The organism is Pseudomonas argentinensis (genome assembly GCF_001839655.2).
Lineage (GTDB): Bacteria > Pseudomonadota > Gammaproteobacteria > Pseudomonadales > Pseudomonadaceae > Aquipseudomonas > Aquipseudomonas argentinensis_B.
In genome coordinates this window covers 705,743-719,760 of sequence record NZ_CP056087.1, presented here as the reverse complement: position 1 = coordinate 719,760, position 14,018 = coordinate 705,743, and the positions used below count along the sequence as shown (strand labels likewise).

10 protein-coding genes and 1 pseudogene are annotated in these 14,018 nt (G+C 65.7%); 3 read left to right on the top strand and 8 right to left on the bottom strand.

Annotated features, from left to right (window positions below; translation table 11 throughout):
• Window positions 1-5: 5 nt before the first annotated feature.
• From SA190iCDA_RS03310 to SA190iCDA_RS03280, 7 genes are all read right to left on the bottom strand, one after another.
• Window positions 6-1,112: an ABC transporter ATP-binding protein gene (locus tag SA190iCDA_RS03310; protein ID WP_070884978.1), complete on the bottom strand. Its 1,107-nt coding sequence runs from the start codon at window positions 1,110-1,112 to the stop codon at window positions 6-8.
• Window positions 1,113-1,130: 18 nt separating this feature from the next.
• A complete protein-coding gene (locus SA190iCDA_RS03305) occupies window positions 1,131-1,964 on the bottom strand; it encodes a carbohydrate ABC transporter permease (protein ID WP_027908524.1) in 834 nt (277 codons plus the stop codon).
• Window positions 1,965-1,973: 9 nt separating this feature from the next.
• Window positions 1,974-2,906 (bottom strand): carbohydrate ABC transporter permease, encoded by a 933-nt coding sequence (locus SA190iCDA_RS03300; RefSeq protein WP_013793411.1) that lies wholly within the window; start codon window positions 2,904-2,906, stop codon window positions 1,974-1,976.
• A 108-nt stretch (window positions 2,907-3,014) separates the two neighbouring features.
• Entirely contained in the window at window positions 3,015-4,325 is a 1,311-nt protein-coding gene (locus SA190iCDA_RS03295; RefSeq protein WP_070884977.1) for an ABC transporter substrate-binding protein, read from the bottom strand.
• A 221-nt stretch (window positions 4,326-4,546) separates the two neighbouring features.
• Window positions 4,547-5,452, bottom strand: a complete 906-nt coding sequence (locus tag SA190iCDA_RS03290) for a helix-turn-helix domain-containing protein (RefSeq protein ID WP_070884976.1) — start codon at window positions 5,450-5,452, stop codon at window positions 4,547-4,549.
• A gap of 393 nt (window positions 5,453-5,845) precedes the next feature.
• Window positions 5,846-6,568, bottom strand: coding sequence for a carbonic anhydrase (locus SA190iCDA_RS03285; protein WP_070884975.1), 723 nt, complete (start codon window positions 6,566-6,568; stop codon window positions 5,846-5,848).
• A 298-nt stretch (window positions 6,569-6,866) separates the two neighbouring features.
• A complete protein-coding gene (locus SA190iCDA_RS03280; protein ID WP_070884974.1) occupies window positions 6,867-7,928 on the bottom strand; it encodes a PA0069 family radical SAM protein in 1,062 nt (353 codons plus the stop codon).
• 149 nt (window positions 7,929-8,077) lie between these two features.
• Between SA190iCDA_RS03280 and SA190iCDA_RS03275 the strand changes: the two genes are divergently transcribed.
• Genes SA190iCDA_RS03275 through SA190iCDA_RS03265 form a run of 3 tightly spaced genes read left to right on the top strand, consistent with a single transcriptional unit; the run spans window position 8,078 to window position 13,331 of the window.
• On the top strand, window positions 8,078-9,187 hold the full coding sequence (locus tag SA190iCDA_RS03275; RefSeq protein WP_070884973.1) for an efflux RND transporter periplasmic adaptor subunit: 1,110 nt from the start codon (window positions 8,078-8,080) through the stop codon (window positions 9,185-9,187).
• Window positions 9,184-10,248, top strand: coding sequence for an efflux RND transporter periplasmic adaptor subunit (locus tag SA190iCDA_RS03270; protein WP_070884972.1), 1,065 nt, complete (start codon window positions 9,184-9,186; stop codon window positions 10,246-10,248). Before SA190iCDA_RS03275 ends, SA190iCDA_RS03270 begins: the two co-directional genes overlap by 4 nt.
• Window positions 10,245-13,331, top strand: a complete 3,087-nt coding sequence (locus SA190iCDA_RS03265; RefSeq protein WP_070884971.1) for an efflux RND transporter permease subunit — start codon at window positions 10,245-10,247, stop codon at window positions 13,329-13,331. Before SA190iCDA_RS03270 ends, SA190iCDA_RS03265 begins: the two co-directional genes overlap by 4 nt.
• Window positions 13,332-13,478: 147 nt before the next feature.
• Here the strand turns inward: SA190iCDA_RS03265 and SA190iCDA_RS23210 are convergent.
• Window positions 13,479-13,939 (bottom strand): annotated as a pseudogene (locus SA190iCDA_RS23210) (REP-associated tyrosine transposase).
• Window positions 13,940-14,018: the final 79 nt, after the last annotated feature.

Here is a 14,018-nt window from a genome sequence, read left to right as displayed (position 1 = left end):
GCGCGTCAGGCGGCCTGGCCGGCCTGGATGCGTTTGTCGATGGCCAGGCCATCGGCGTTGAAGACGTGGCAGTGGGCCGGGTCGAAATCCAGCGCCAGGGCTTCGCCGTAGGCCGGCGAGAAGTCGCCGCGCACCCGCACGGTGAGGTCTTCCTCGCCGACGCGCACGTGGCAGAAGGTGTCGCTGCCCAGGCGCTCGCTGACATCGGCGGTGGCCTGCAAACGGCCCTGCCCGGCCGGCACCACGTTGAGGTGTTCGGGGCGGATGCCCAGGGTGACCGGGTCGCCGTTGCGCAGGCCGGTGCCGGCCAGCGGCAGGTCCAGCGCGGCGCCGCAGCTCAGGCGCAGCTGACAGCGGCCGCCGTCGACGCCCTCCACCTGGCCGCGCAGGAAGCCCATCTTCGGCGTGCCGAGAAAGCCGGCGACGAACAGGTTGACCGGGTGGTTGTAGAGTTCCAGCGGCGAGCCGACCTGCTCGACGCGACCACCATTGAGCACCACCACCTTGTCGGCCAGGGTCATGGCCTCGACCTGGTCGTGGGTCACGTAGATCATCGTCGCCTTGAGCTCCTTGTGCAGGCGAGCCAGTTCCAGGCGGGTCTGCACACGCAGGGCGGCATCGAGGTTGGACAGCGGCTCGTCGAACAGGAAGATCTTCGGGTTGCGCACGATGGCGCGGCCGATAGCGACGCGCTGGCGCTGGCCGCCGGAGAGCTGCTTGGGCTTGCGCTCCAGCAGCGCGCCCAGTTCGAGGATGCGCGCGGCATTGGCGACCTTCTCCTCGACCTCCCCCTTGCCGACCCGGGCCAGGTCCAGGGCGAAGGACAGGTTCTTGCGCACCGTCATGTGCGGGTACAGGGCGTAGGTCTGGAAGACCATCGCCAGGTCGCGCTTGGCCGGCGCGGTGTCGGTGATGTCGACGCCATCGAGGGTGATGGTGCCGCTGGAGACCTCCTCCAGCCCGGCGATCAGGCGCAGCAGCGTGGACTTGCCACAGCCGGACGGGCCGACGAACACCACGAACTCACGGTTCTCGATATCCAGGTCGATGCCCTTGATGATCGCCGTGCCGTCGAAGCCTTTTTTCAGGTTGCGGATTTTCAAATCAGCCATGGCTCTTGATCCTTCTTGTTATTTCACAGCGCCGAACGACAGACCACGCACCAGCTGCTTCTGGCTGATCCAGCCGAAGATCAGGATGGGCGCGCAGGCGAGGGTCGAAACGGCGGAAAGCTTGGCCCAGAACAGGCCTTCGGGACTGGAGTAGGAGGCCACCAGCGCGGTCAGCGGCGCGGCGGCGGAGCTGGTCAGGTTGAGCGACCAGAACGCCTCGTTCCAGCACAGGATCAGCGACAGCAGCATGGTCGAGGCCAGGCCACCGCGGGCGATGGGCAGCAGCACGCGAACGATTTCCTGCCAGGTGGTGGCGCCATCGAGGCGCGCTGCTTCGAGGATCTCGCCGGGGATGTCCTTGAAGTAGGTGTACACCATCCACACCACGATCGGCAGGTTGATCAGGGTGTAGATGACGATCAGCGCAATGCGCGAATCGAGCAGGCCGAACTGCTTGGCCAAGAGATAAATCGGCACCAGCACGCCCACCGGCGGCAGCATCTTGGTGGACAGCATCCACAGCAGCGTGCCCTTGGTGCGCTTGGTCTCGAAGAACGCCATCGAGTAGGCCGCCGGCACCGCGATGAGCATGCACAGCAGGGTCGCCGAGAAGGAGATCAGCACCGAGTTCCAGGCATAGGCGAAGTAATCGCTGCGCTCGTTGATGTGCAGGTAGTTCTCCAGGGTCGGGGTGAAGATGAACTGCGGTGGCGTGGCGAAGGCATCCAGCTCGGTCTTCAGGCTGGTCAGCACCATCCAGAAGATCGGGAAGAAGATCAGCGCGGCCACGGCCCAGGCCAGCGTGCCGACCAGCACGCTCTGCAGGCGACGGGATTGTTTTAGCGTCAGCATGCTCTGCTCCTACTGCCGGTCGGTCAGGTTCTTGCCGATCATGCGGATCAGCACGATGGCGGCGATATTGGCGATGACCACGGCGATCAGCCCGCCGGCGGAGGCCATGCCCACGTCGAACTGCAGCAGCGCCTGGGTGTAGATCAGGTAGGCCAGGTTGGTCGACTCGTAACCCGGGCCGCCGCTGGTGGTGGTGTAGATCTCGGCGAATACCGAGAGCAGGAAGATGGTTTCGATCATCACCACCACGGCGATCGGCCGTGCCAGGTGCGGCAGGGTCAGGTGCCAGAAGATCGCCAGCGGGCCGGCACCGTCGAGGCGCGCGGCCTCCTTCTGCTCCTGATCCAGCGACTGCATGGCGGTCATCAGGATCAGGATGGCGAACGGCAGCCACTGCCACGACACGATAAGGATGATCGAGAACAGCGGGTGGTGCGCCAGCCAGTCCACCGGCTGGGCGCCGAAGAACTGCCATACGGCGGCGAGAATCCCCGAGACCGGATGGAAGATCAGATTCTTCCACAGCAGCGCGCTGACCGTGGGCATGATGAAGAACGGCGAGATCAGCAGCACCCGCACGATGCCGCGACCAAAGAACTCGCTGGCCTCCAGCAGCGCGGAGATCAGCACGCCGAACACCACGCTGATCAACAGTACGCTGCCGACCAGCAGCAGGGTGTTGCCGGCACCGGACAGGAAGGCGGCATCGGTGACGAAATATTCGAAGTTTTCCAGGCCGACGAAGTCGTTCTCGCCGGGGTACAGCAGGTTGTAGCGGATCAGCGAGAAGTAGATGGTCATGCCCAGGGGCACGATCATCCAGATCAGCAGCAGAACCACCGAGGGGCTGACCAGGAACCAGCCGGGCGCCAGACGCTTGCGCCGCGTGGCGACGGCTTCGCCTGCCGCTGGCGAGCGGGAGTCGAGGGTTGTGTTATCCATGGGGGCTCCGCAATGAGCGGTTGTGTATGACGGATCGGGCCGAGTGACCCAGGCGTTGTCTGATCACCCGCGATGGGCCGCTGCACGGCGGCCCACCATCGGGCGTGCTTACTTCGGATACCCGGCGCGCTTCATTTCCCGTTCGGTGCTCTGCTGCGCGGCCTGCAGCGCCTGCTCGGGCTGCATCTGCCCGGTAAGCGCCGCGGCGAACAGCTTGCCGACGGCGGTACCGATGGCCTGGAACTCGGGAATGGTCACCAGCTGGATGCCCACGTATGGCACCGGCTTGGCACTCGGGTCGGCCGGGTTGGCCTTCTTCAGCGAGTCGAGGGTCACCTTGGCGAACGGCGCGGCCTTCATGTAGGCGTCGCTGTAGGTCGAGGCGCGGGTGCCTGGCGGTACGTTGGCAACGCCATCCTTCTCGGCGACCAGTTCACCGTAGGCCTTGGACGTGGCCCAGGCGCTGAAGGTCTTGGCGGCGTCCTTGGACTTGGAACTGGTGGGGATCGCCAGCGCCCAGGAATACAGCCACGAGGCGCCCTTGTCGGTGACCTGGGTCGGCGCGAAGGTGAAGCCCACCGAGTCGGCCACCTTGCTCTGGGACTTGTCGGTGACGAACGAGCCGGCCACGCTGGCATCGACCCACATGGCGCACTTGCCGCTGTTGAACAGCGCCAGGTTCTCGTTGAAGCCGTTGCTGGAGGCACCCGGCGGCCCGTATTTCTTCATGGTGTCGACGTAGAAGTTCAGCGCGTTCTTCCACTCGTTGCCGGTGAATTCCGGCTTCCACTGCTCATCGAACCAGCGCGCGCCGTAGGCGTTGGCCACGGTGGTGATCAGCGCCATGTTCTCGCCCCAGCCGGCCTTGCCGCGCAGGCAGATGCCGTACTGGCCCTTGTCGGGCTGGTGCAGCTTGCCGGCGAACTCGGCCATCTGCTCCCAGGTCGGCTGCTCGGGCATCTCCAGCCCGGCCTGCTCGAACAGGTCCTTGCGGTAGTAGGTGATCGAGGCTTCGGCGTAGAACGGCAGCGCATAGAGCTGGCCCTTGGCCGACAGACCTTCACGCACGGAGGGGAACACGTCATCGAGGGCGTAATCGGCGGGCAGGTCCTTCATCGGTTCCAGCCAGCCCTTCTCGCCCCATAGCGCCGCTTCGTACATGCCGATGGTCAGCACGTCGAACTGGCCGCCCTGGGTGGCGATATCGGTGGTCAGGCGCTGGCGCAGCACGTTCTCTTCGAGCACCACCCACTTGAGCTTGATGTCCGGGTGCTGTTCTTCGAAGGTCTTGGCCAGGCGCTGCATGCGAATCATGTCGCTGTTGTTGACCGTGGCGATGGTCACGGTCTCGGCAGCCTGGGCGCCGACGGTGAGGGAAAGGCATGAAGCGGCTACGAATACTTTGAGCGTATGGTTCATGGTCTTGAACTCCTCTCCCTCGGTGAACCTCGGGAGACATTATTGTTTTTGTGGGCCGACCCGGATTACACCCCTAGCGCCGAACGCGAACAACGCCTCGACTGCACTGCAACCGATACTTTTTTGCACTGATCGGCCAAGGCACTGCCGCTTCAACGAAAGCACTCGACGCGTCAAGCACGCCGTTTTCGGCTATTTCCCGACGGATCGGGGTGACGGAATCAGTACAGGTTTTGCGCGGTGATGCGCTGGGTAACCAGCCGTCGGTAGCCGCTGGGCGTCATGCCCTTGAGCTGCTGGAAGCGCCGGTTGAAGTTGGAAATGTTGTTGAAGCCGGACTCGAAACACACCTCGGTCACCGGCTTGTCGCTCTGGGTCAGCAGCTCGCAGGATTTGCTCACCCGCAGGCGATTGACGAACTCGACGAAGCCGCGCCCGGTGGCCTGCTTGAAGAAGCGCGAGAAATAGGTGGGCGTCATGCCCAGGTATTCGGCCACCTCTTCCTGGCTCAGCTCCTGGGCGTAGCGCTGGAAGATGTAGTCCACGGCGCGGTTGATGCGGTCGACGTGGTGCTCGTCGGCCAGCTGCGCAGCGGTACGGTCCGAGAGCAGCTGGTACGCCTCGCAGCCGGCCAGCAGCTCCATGAGGATGAAGAAATGCCCCAGACGGGTCATGCCCTGGGAATGGGCGATGCGCTGCAGCAGCTGGCGCGCCTCGGCGATGGTGTGCGGGCAACGGAACTCGATGCCGTACTGGGCGCGGGCCAGCAGCGGCTGCAGATCCTTGAGTTCGGCGAACGCCGCGGTGCCGCTTTCCAGCACCTCGTCGGTGAAGTTGACCAGCATGTCGCGCTCGGCCACCGCCTCGCCCGGCGCCATCTGGCTGATCCAGTTGTGCGGCAGGTTGGGGCCGGTGAGAAACAGGGTATCGGGGGAGAAATTGCCGATGTAGTCGCCAATGAAGACCTTGCCGGCACTGGCGACGATCAGGTGCAGCTCGTATTCCTTGTGGAAATGCCAGCGCACCAGCGGGCTGGGAAAGCCGTGCTGGCGATAGATCAGCGAATGACCCTCGTGGTCATCCATCAGCTCATAGGACGGGTCGAGCGTTCTCTGCGATCGGGACATGGCGGGCCGGCATCGTCTTGTTCTTGTCGGTGATTGCCGGTGGGCCGCGCTTGCCACGCAACTCACCGACCGACTAAAGACCCTAGCACAGTGCGGCGGGTTCGCTGGCTCACCTTAGGTGGCGATGCGGGTCACAAACTGAAGCCGTGAGAGCGGGATCACGACTGTGCGCCCGATCAGGGAGGGAGCGACCAGTGGCCTGCTGTTGTGGGAACGGGCCATGCCCGTGATTCGTCCGCACGCATGGCGCGCTCCCACCGGTTGGACGACGCCTTACCCATCCGGCAGTAAAGGCGAAGGAGAAGAGCGTCGGCTATGCGCCCCAATCCACCCGAATCAGCTAGTACAGCTCGGGTGGTTCGCAGACGTTGCGCCTGCGAACCGCTTTACGGATCAGCCCTGTGGATAACGCGGACGCGGCGTCGCCATCGGCAGCGGGCCGTCGCCGATCTGGCGGAACTCGCCGGTTTCGGCATCGTAGGCCTTGATCTCGCTGCTTTCGATGTCGTACACCCAACCGTGGATGAACAGCTGACCAGCGGCCAGGCGCGACGCCACCGACGGATGGGTGCGCAGGTGGTCGAGTTGGGCCACCACGTTTTCCTCGGTAAGCACCCCCAGGGTGGTGTGATCGGCGCAGCCGCAGTTGTCGGCGACCACCGTCTTGGCCACTTCGGCATGGCGCAGCCAGGCCTTGACCGTGGGCATACGCTCCAGGGTTTCCGGGTCGAGCACGGCCTTCATCGCGCCGCAGTCGGAGTGCCCGCAGACGATGATGTGCTGCACGCCCAGGGCGGCGACCGCGTATTCGATGGCGGTGGATACGCCGCCGTTCATCTGGCCGTAGGGCGGCACCACGTTGCCGACGTTGCGGGTCACGAACAGGTCGCCCGGCTCGCTCTGGGTGATCAGCTCGGGCACGATGCGCGAATCGGCGCAGGTGATGAACATGGCGCGCGGCGACTGGGCATGGGCCAGCTTCTTGAACAGCGCCTGTTGCTGAGGAAACACATCCTGGCGAAAGCGCAGAAAGCCCTCGACCAGATGATCCAGCGCCTCGGCGGCCGAGGCCGCGTTCTTGGTTTTGCTATCGGCAGGACGACGATTACCAGGCATAGCGTTACCTCGTTAACGAATGGAAGACCAAGCGTGCGACAGCGCACAGCTTCCCAGCCGGCAGGGCTGCCGGCAAGAGATCGGAGGATTGGACTGTGGCAAAACCCTTCGAGACACGTTGGCGCGATAAATCTCTGTCAGACGGCCGCTCGCGGATCGGTCAGGGTGCCGATGGGCTGCGGTTTCGAGCCTGAAGGACGCGAATCTCCTGGGTATCGCGGCGCTCAACGCCAGGCTACGCAACCCCGTAGCCCGGGTCGAGCGCAGCGACACCCGGGAACCGCTGATCAAGCAGCGGTCAGAACAACCCCATTTGCTGCCCCGGCGGCGCAAACTGTGAACAATCCAGCACCGCCCGCTTGCTGCCGTCGTAGCCATAGCGACGGCGCGCCAGGCGAAAGCGCTGGGCCAGCAATTCGGCGAAGTGGCCCTCGCCCTTCATGCGTGCGCCAAAGCGGCTGTCGTAGTTCTGCCCGCCACGGGACTGGCGGATCAGGCTCATCACGTGCTCGGCGCGGTCGGGGAAATGGTTCTGCAGCCACTCCTCGAACAACCCGGCGATCTCCAGCGGCAAACGCAGCAGCACGTAGCCGGCCGAACTGGCCCCGGCCTCGCGCCCGGCTTCGAGCAGGCGCTCGAGCTCCATGTCGTTGATCATCGGGATCATTGGCGCCGCCATCAAACCGACCGGCACACCGTGCTCGTGCAGGGTTTTCATCGCCCGCAACCGGGCCTTGGGCGCGGCGGTGCGCGGCTCCATGATGCGTTTGAGCTCGTCGTCCAGGGTGGTGATGCTGAACGCGATGCTCACCAGGTTGAGGCTGGCCAGCTCTTCGAGCAGATCCAGGTCACGCAGAATCAGCGCGCTCTTGGTGATGATGCTTACCGGGTGGCGGTAACGCAGCAGGATCTCCAGGGCCTGGCGGGTCAGTTGGTGTTCACGCTCGATGGGCTGGTAGCCGTCGGTGTTGATGCCCAGGGCGATGGGAGCCGGCACGTAGCCCGGCTTGCTCAGTTGCTCCTCGAGGCGCTCGGCGAGGTTGGTCTTGGCGATCAGCTTGGTTTCGAAATCGATGCCCGGCGACAGATCCCAGTAGGCATGGCTCGGTCGGGCGAAACAGTAGATGCAGCCATGCTCGCAGCCCCGGTAGGGGTTCACCGAGCGGTCGAAGCCCACGTCCGGCGAGCTGTTGCGGCTGATCACCGTCTTCGCCCGTTCATGGCGCACCTCGGTGACGAAGGTCAGCGGCGTCTGCTCCTGATACCAGCCGTCGTCTTCGGCCTCGCTGCTGGTAGGCGCGAAGCGGTTATGCGGTTTGCTGGCGGTGCCGCGCCCGCGCGGCGCTGAAGTCGAATTCATGATGCAGGCCCGGTAACTGTATATAAATACAGTAGTTGGATTGCGTGCGCAGTACAAGCCACGCTCGTCGCGCAGTAGCCTGAACCGTTCGTCGCCTCGCGCGGTCGCATCTGCACACCCCTTTGCATCCCTGCCGTGCCGGAGCCCGCATGCCGCCCGTATCGACCTCTGCTCTGCCTCGCCTCGCCGCGGCCTTGCTGGCTTTCGCGCTGCTGGCTGGCTGCGCCGACGAGCCGCCGCCCGCGCCGAAGAACCCGCGAGTGAAGGTGGCCACGGTCAGTCAGGTCGATTACGCGGCGGATGCCACCATCACCGGCGATATCCAGGCGCGGGTGCAGACCGACCTGTCGTTTCGCGTGGGCGGCAAGATCACCGAACGCCTGGTGGATGTCGGCGATAGGGTAAAGGCCGGCCAGGTACTGGCCCGCCTTGACCCGCAGGACCAGCGCAACGCGGTGCGCTCCGCCGAGGCGGCGGTCGAGGCGGCCCAGGCCCAGGCCAGGCTCAGCGCCGCCAACCTGTGGCGCCAGCAGCAATTGCTACCCAAGGGCTACACCAGCCGCAGCGAATACGACAGCGCCCTGGCCAGTGACCGCGGCGCGCGCAACAGCCTGGCTGCCGCCCAGGCGCAATTGGCCGATGCCCGCGAGCAGGCCGGCTATACCGAACTGCGCGCCGACAGCGACGGGGTGATCACCGCCCGCCAGGCTGAGGTCGGCCAGGTGGTACAGGCCGCCACGCCGATCTTCGGCCTGGCCCGCGAGGGCGAGCGCGATGCGGTATTCAACGTCTTCGAAGCGCTGCTGGTCGAGCCCGGCCAGCCGCTGCGCGTCAGCCTGCTGGACAATCCCGAGGTGAGCGCCAGCGGCACGGTACGCGAGGTCAACCCCCAGGTGTCGGCGCAGAGCGGTACGGTGCAGGTCAAGGTTGGCCTGGAGCAGGTGCCGGCGGCTATGACCCTGGGTTCCACCGTCAGCGCCCATGTCAGCAACCCGGCGGTGCGCAGCGTCGAGCTGCCCTGGTCGGCCCTGACCAAGGCCGAGCGTGAGCCAGCGGTGTGGCGCCTGGGTGACGGCGATGTGGTGCAGCTGCACCCGGTGCAGGTCGGCCGCTACCTGACCGACAAGGTCATCATCCGCGCCGGCCTGGACGATGGCGACCGCGTAGTGGTGGCCGGCGGGCAGTTGCTGCACCCGGGTCAGAAGGTGGAAATCGCCGAGGCCCGCGAGCAGAAGCAGCGACAGGAGCAGCAGCCATGAACCGTGCTATCCCGTTCGCGCTGATCGCCGCGCTGCTCGCAGGCTGCGCCGAGGACGACAAACCCGAGCCGATCCGCCCGGTGCTGTACACCGAGGTGCAGCAGCAAGGCCAGGAGGTGCTCGGCCGCTTCGCCGGCACCATTGAGGCGCGGGTGCAGAGCACCCTGGGCTTCCGGGTCGGCGGCCGCGTCGCCCAGCGCCTGGTGGATGCTGGTGCCGAAGTGAAGGCTGGAACCACCCTGGCCACCCTCGACCCCACCGACCAGCAGAACGCCCTGCGTGCCAGCGAAGGCGATCAGGCGCGCAGCGAAGCGCAGTGGATCAACGCCCAGGCCAATGCCCGGCGCCAGCAGGAACTGTTCGACCGTGGCGTCGGTGCCAAGGCCAACCTGGAGCAGGCCCAGACCGAGCTGAGCAACGCCCGCAGCAACCGCGAGCAGGCCGAGGCCGCCACCCGACAGGCCCGTGATCGACTGGCCTACGGCACCCTGAGCAGCGATTTCGATGCGGTGGTCACCGCCTGGCACGTCGAGGCCGGCCAGGTGGTCGGCGCCGGCCAGGAGGTGGTCACCCTGGCCCGCCCGGACGTGCGCGAAGCGGTGTTCGACCTGCCCGTGGAGCTGGCTGACGGGCTCGACGATCAGGTGCAGTTCAACGTCGCCTCGCAGCTCGACCCGAGCATCGCCACCCACGGCCGGCTGCGCGAGCTGGAGCCGCGCGCCGATGCCGCCACCCGCACCCGCCGCGCCCGCCTGACCCTGGAAGACACGCCGCCCGGCCTGCGCCTGGGCACCGCCGTGGCCATCAGCCTGACCCGCGCGCAGACGCCACGCAGCCTGCTGCCGGCCGCCGCCGTGCAGGAAATCGACGGCCAGAGCCGGGTATGGGTGATCGACACCCGGGCCAAGACCGTGCACCCGCGCAGCGTGAAAGTGGTCGGCCGCGAAGGTGAACAGATCAGCGTCGAAGGCCTCTCGGCCGGCGACAAGGTAGTCAGCGCCGGCCTGAGCGAGCTCAGGGACGGCCAGCAGATCCGCATCGATGAGGGCGTTGCACCATGACCCAGCAGGCGCCGCGCAAGGACGGCTTCAACCTTTCGGACTGGGCGCTGCGCCACCAGTCGTTCGTCTGGTACCTGATGTTCGTGTCGCTGCTGATGGGCGTGATTTCCTACATGAACCTGGGCCGCGAGGAAGACCCGGCGTTCACCATCAAGACCATGGTCATCCAGACCCGCTGGCCCGGCGCCACGGTCGACGAAACCCTCAGCCAGGTCACCGACCGCATCGAGAAGAAGCTCGAGGAACTGGACTCGCTGGACTACGTGAAGAGTTACACACGCCCCGGCGAATCGACCGTGATGGTGTTCCTGCGCGACACCACCAAGGCCGACGATATCGACGGCATCTGGTACCAGGTGCGCAAGAAGATCGACGACATCCGCGGCGAGTTTCCCCAGGGGCTGCAAGGGCCGTCGTTCAACGACGAATTCGGCGACGTGTTCGGCTCCATCTACGCCTTCACCGGCGACGGCCTGAGCATGCGCCAGCTGCGCGACTATGTGGAGCAGGTGCGCGCCGAGATCCGCAGCGTGCCGGACCTGGGCAAGGTGCAGATGGTCGGCCAGCAGAACGAGGTGTTCTACCTCAACTTCTCGACCCGCAAACTGGCCGCCCTGGGCATCGACCAGCGCCAGGTGATCCAGAGCCTGCAGGCGCAGAACGCGGTGACGCCCTCCGGGGTGATCGAGGCCGGGCCGGAGCGGATTTCCGTGCGCACCAGCGGCCAGTTCGCTTCCGAAGCCGACCTGCGCAACGTCAATCTGCGCCTGGACGACCGCTTCTACCGCCTGACCGATATCGCCGAGATCAGCCGCGGTTACGTCGACCCGCCCCAGGCCCTGTTCCGCTACAACGGCAAGCCGGCCATCGGCCTGGCCATCGCCATGCGTGACGGCGGCAATATCCAGACCTTCGGCAAGGCCCTGCACGGGCGCATGGACCAGTTGACCGCCGAGCTGCCGGTGGGCGTGGGCGTGCACGTGGTCTCCGACCAGGCCGAGGTGGTCGAGGAAGCCGTCAGCGGCTTCACCCGCGCGCTGTTCGAGGCGGTGCTGATCGTCATGCTGGTGAGCTTCGTCAGCCTCGGCATTCGCGCCGGCCTGGTGGTCGCCTGCTCGATCCCGTTGGTGCTGGCCATGGTGTTCATGTTCATGGAGTACAGCGGCATCACCATGCAGCGCATCTCCCTGGGCGCATTGATCATCGCCCTCGGCTTGATGGTCGACGATGCGATGATCACCGTCGAGGTGATGGTCACCCGACTGGAAAAAGGCGATTCGCTGCACGACGCCGGCACCTTCGCCTACACCTCCACGGCCTTTCCGATGCTTACCGGCACCCTGGTGACGGTGGCCGGCTTCGTGCCCATCGGCCTGAATGCCAGCTCGGCGGGCGAGTACACCTTCACCCTGTTCGCGGTGATCGCCGTGGCGCTGTCGTTGTCCTGGTTGGTGGCCGTGGTGTTCGCCCCGGTGATCGCCGTGCATATCCTGCCCAAGCGCATGAAGGCCAAGGAGAGCGGCCCGGGCCGCATCGCCCGCGCCTTCGACAAGGGCCTGCTGCTGGCCATGCGGCACCGCTGGTGGACCATCGGCCTGACCATCGCCCTGTTCGTCGCCTCCCTGGCCGGCATGACGATGGTGCAGAGCCAGTTCTTCCCGGCCTCGGATCGCCCGGAAATTCTCGTCGACCTCAACCTGCCGCAGAACGCCTCGATCAACGAGACCCGCGCCCAGGTCGACCGCCTCGAAGCCAGCCTGCAGGGCGACCAGGACATCGCCCGCTGGAGCACCTACATCGGCCAGGGCGCCCTGCGCTTCTACCTGCCGCTCGACCAGCAACTGCAGAACCCCTTCTATGCCCAGCTGGTGATCGTTGCCCAGGACATCGATGCCCGCGACCGCCTGGTGGCCAAGCTCGACAAGCGCCTGCGCGAGGACTTCGTCGGCATCGGCACCTTCGTGCAGCCCCTGGAAATGGGCCCGCCGGTGGGCCGGCCGATCCAGTACCGGATCAGCGGCGCGGACGTCGACCAGGTGCGCAAGCACGCCCTGGAGCTGGCCACCCTGCTGGACAAGAACCCGGACATCGGCGAGATGGTTTACGACTGGAACGAGCCCGGCAAGGTGCTGCGCATCGACGTCGCCCAGGACAAGGCGCGGCAGTTCGGGCTGTCCTCCGAAGACGTCGCCAACCTGCTCAACGGCATCGTCAGCGGCACCACGGTGACCCAGGTGAAGGACGACATCTACCTGATCGACGTGATCGGCCGCGCCGAAGACAGCGAACGCAGCTCGCCGCAGACCCTGGAGAACCTGCAGATCGTCAACCCGAACGGCGTGGCCATCCCGCTGCGCGCCTTCGCCACCGTCGGCTACGAACTGGAACAGCCACTGGTGTGGCGCCGCGACCGCAAGCCAACCATCACCCTCAAGGCCGCGGTGGTCAGCGATATCCAGCCCACCGACCTGGTGGCGGACCTGGCGCCGGACATCCAGAAGTTCTCCGACGCGTTGCCCAACGGCTACAGCGTCGCCACCGGCGGCACCGTGGAGGAAAGCGGCAAGGCCCAGGGCCCGATCGCCAGCGTGCTGCCGCTGATGCTGTTCCTGATGGCCACCTTCCTGATGATCCAGCTGCACAGCGTGGCCAAGACCTTCCTGGTGTTCAGCGTGGCGCCGCTAGGCCTGATCGGCGTGGTGCTGGCCCTGGTGCCGACCGGCACGCCTCTGGGCTTCGTGGCGATTCTCGGTGTGCTGGCGCTGATCGGCATCATCATCCGCAACTCGGTGATCCTGGTGACCCAGATCGACGAGTTCGAGCGCGCCGGCGACTCGCCCTGGCAAGCGGTGATCGACGCCACCCAGCACCGTCGCCGCCCCATCCTGCTGACCGCCGCCGCCGCCAGCCTGGGCATGATCCCCATCGCCCGCGAAGTGTTCTGGGGGCCGATGGCCTACGCCATGATCGGCGGCATCTTCAGCGCCACCCTGCTGACCCTGCTGTTCCTGCCGGCGCTGTATGTGGCCTGGTATCGCATCGAGGAGCCTTCTGAAGAGGAGCGGGAGGATGCGCCGGCGTGAAGTGAATGACCTATCGCACGCTGTCAGTAAGATCGACGCTGCTCAATAGGCCCTTCGCGGGCATGGCCCGCTCCCACAGGTCTGGAGGTGTGTCAGATCCCGTGGGAGCGGGCCATGCCCGCGAAAAATCCAGCAGTCGACTCACACCTAAAGCCAGACCGCATTCCAGAACGGATAGTCACCCACCCGCCTGACCAATCCAGCCCGTAGTGGATTGGCCACGATATAGCGCGCCACACCGAGCAAATCCTCTTCGGCGCGCAAGCCGTGATCATGAAAGCCCGCCACCCAGATGCCCCTCTCGATGCCCGCACATTTTCCGCCACCCGACTGCTGGATGACTTCAGCCGATTCATCAAAGCAGCCAGGCTGTCCACTTCGCCCAGCCGAATCAACCAATGGGCATGATCCGGCATCAGCACCCAGGCCAGCATATGGCTGTCGCGCAGAAGCGTTGGAGTTTCGAAGCAGCGAGCCGCCGCGCAGCCCGCAGGAAAATGGCTGAACACCGGTATGCGGTCACGGGTGACCGTGGTGATCAGATAGGCCGCGCCCGGACAGGACGCGCGGCCTCTGCGCAGGGCGCGATAGCCTGGTCTGGATGGCATCGGCATGAATCGACCTCCGTGTTGATTCAGTGATGCCAGTGTAGTGCTCGATATCCATTCGCGCGCATGGCGCGTTCCC

Bases quoted from the DNA above. Each gene is read 5' to 3' on its own strand.
- SA190iCDA_RS03310 (WP_070884978.1), bottom strand. From the start codon at position 1,112: ATGGCTGATTTGAAAATCCGCAACCTGAAAAAAGGCTTCGACGGCACG.
- SA190iCDA_RS03285 (WP_070884975.1), bottom strand. From the start codon at position 6,568: ATGCCTGGTAATCGTCGTCCTGCCGATAGCAAAACCAAGAACGCGGCC.
- SA190iCDA_RS03280 (WP_070884974.1), bottom strand. From the start codon at position 7,928: ATGAATTCGACTTCAGCGCCGCGCGGGCGCGGCACCGCCAGCAAACCG.
- SA190iCDA_RS03290 (WP_070884976.1), bottom strand. From the start codon at position 5,452: ATGTCCCGATCGCAGAGAACGCTCGACCCGTCCTATGAGCTGATGGAT.
- SA190iCDA_RS03265 (WP_070884971.1), top strand. From the start codon at position 10,245: ATGACCCAGCAGGCGCCGCGCAAGGACGGCTTCAACCTTTCGGACTGG.
- SA190iCDA_RS03295 (WP_070884977.1), bottom strand. From the start codon at position 4,325: ATGAACCATACGCTCAAAGTATTCGTAGCCGCTTCATGCCTTTCCCTC.
- SA190iCDA_RS03275 (WP_070884973.1), top strand. From the start codon at position 8,078: ATGCCGCCCGTATCGACCTCTGCTCTGCCTCGCCTCGCCGCGGCCTTG.
- SA190iCDA_RS03270 (WP_070884972.1), top strand. From the start codon at position 9,184: ATGAACCGTGCTATCCCGTTCGCGCTGATCGCCGCGCTGCTCGCAGGC.
- SA190iCDA_RS03300 (WP_013793411.1), bottom strand. From the start codon at position 2,906: ATGGATAACACAACCCTCGACTCCCGCTCGCCAGCGGCAGGCGAAGCC.
- SA190iCDA_RS03305 (WP_027908524.1), bottom strand. From the start codon at position 1,964: ATGCTGACGCTAAAACAATCCCGTCGCCTGCAGAGCGTGCTGGTCGGC.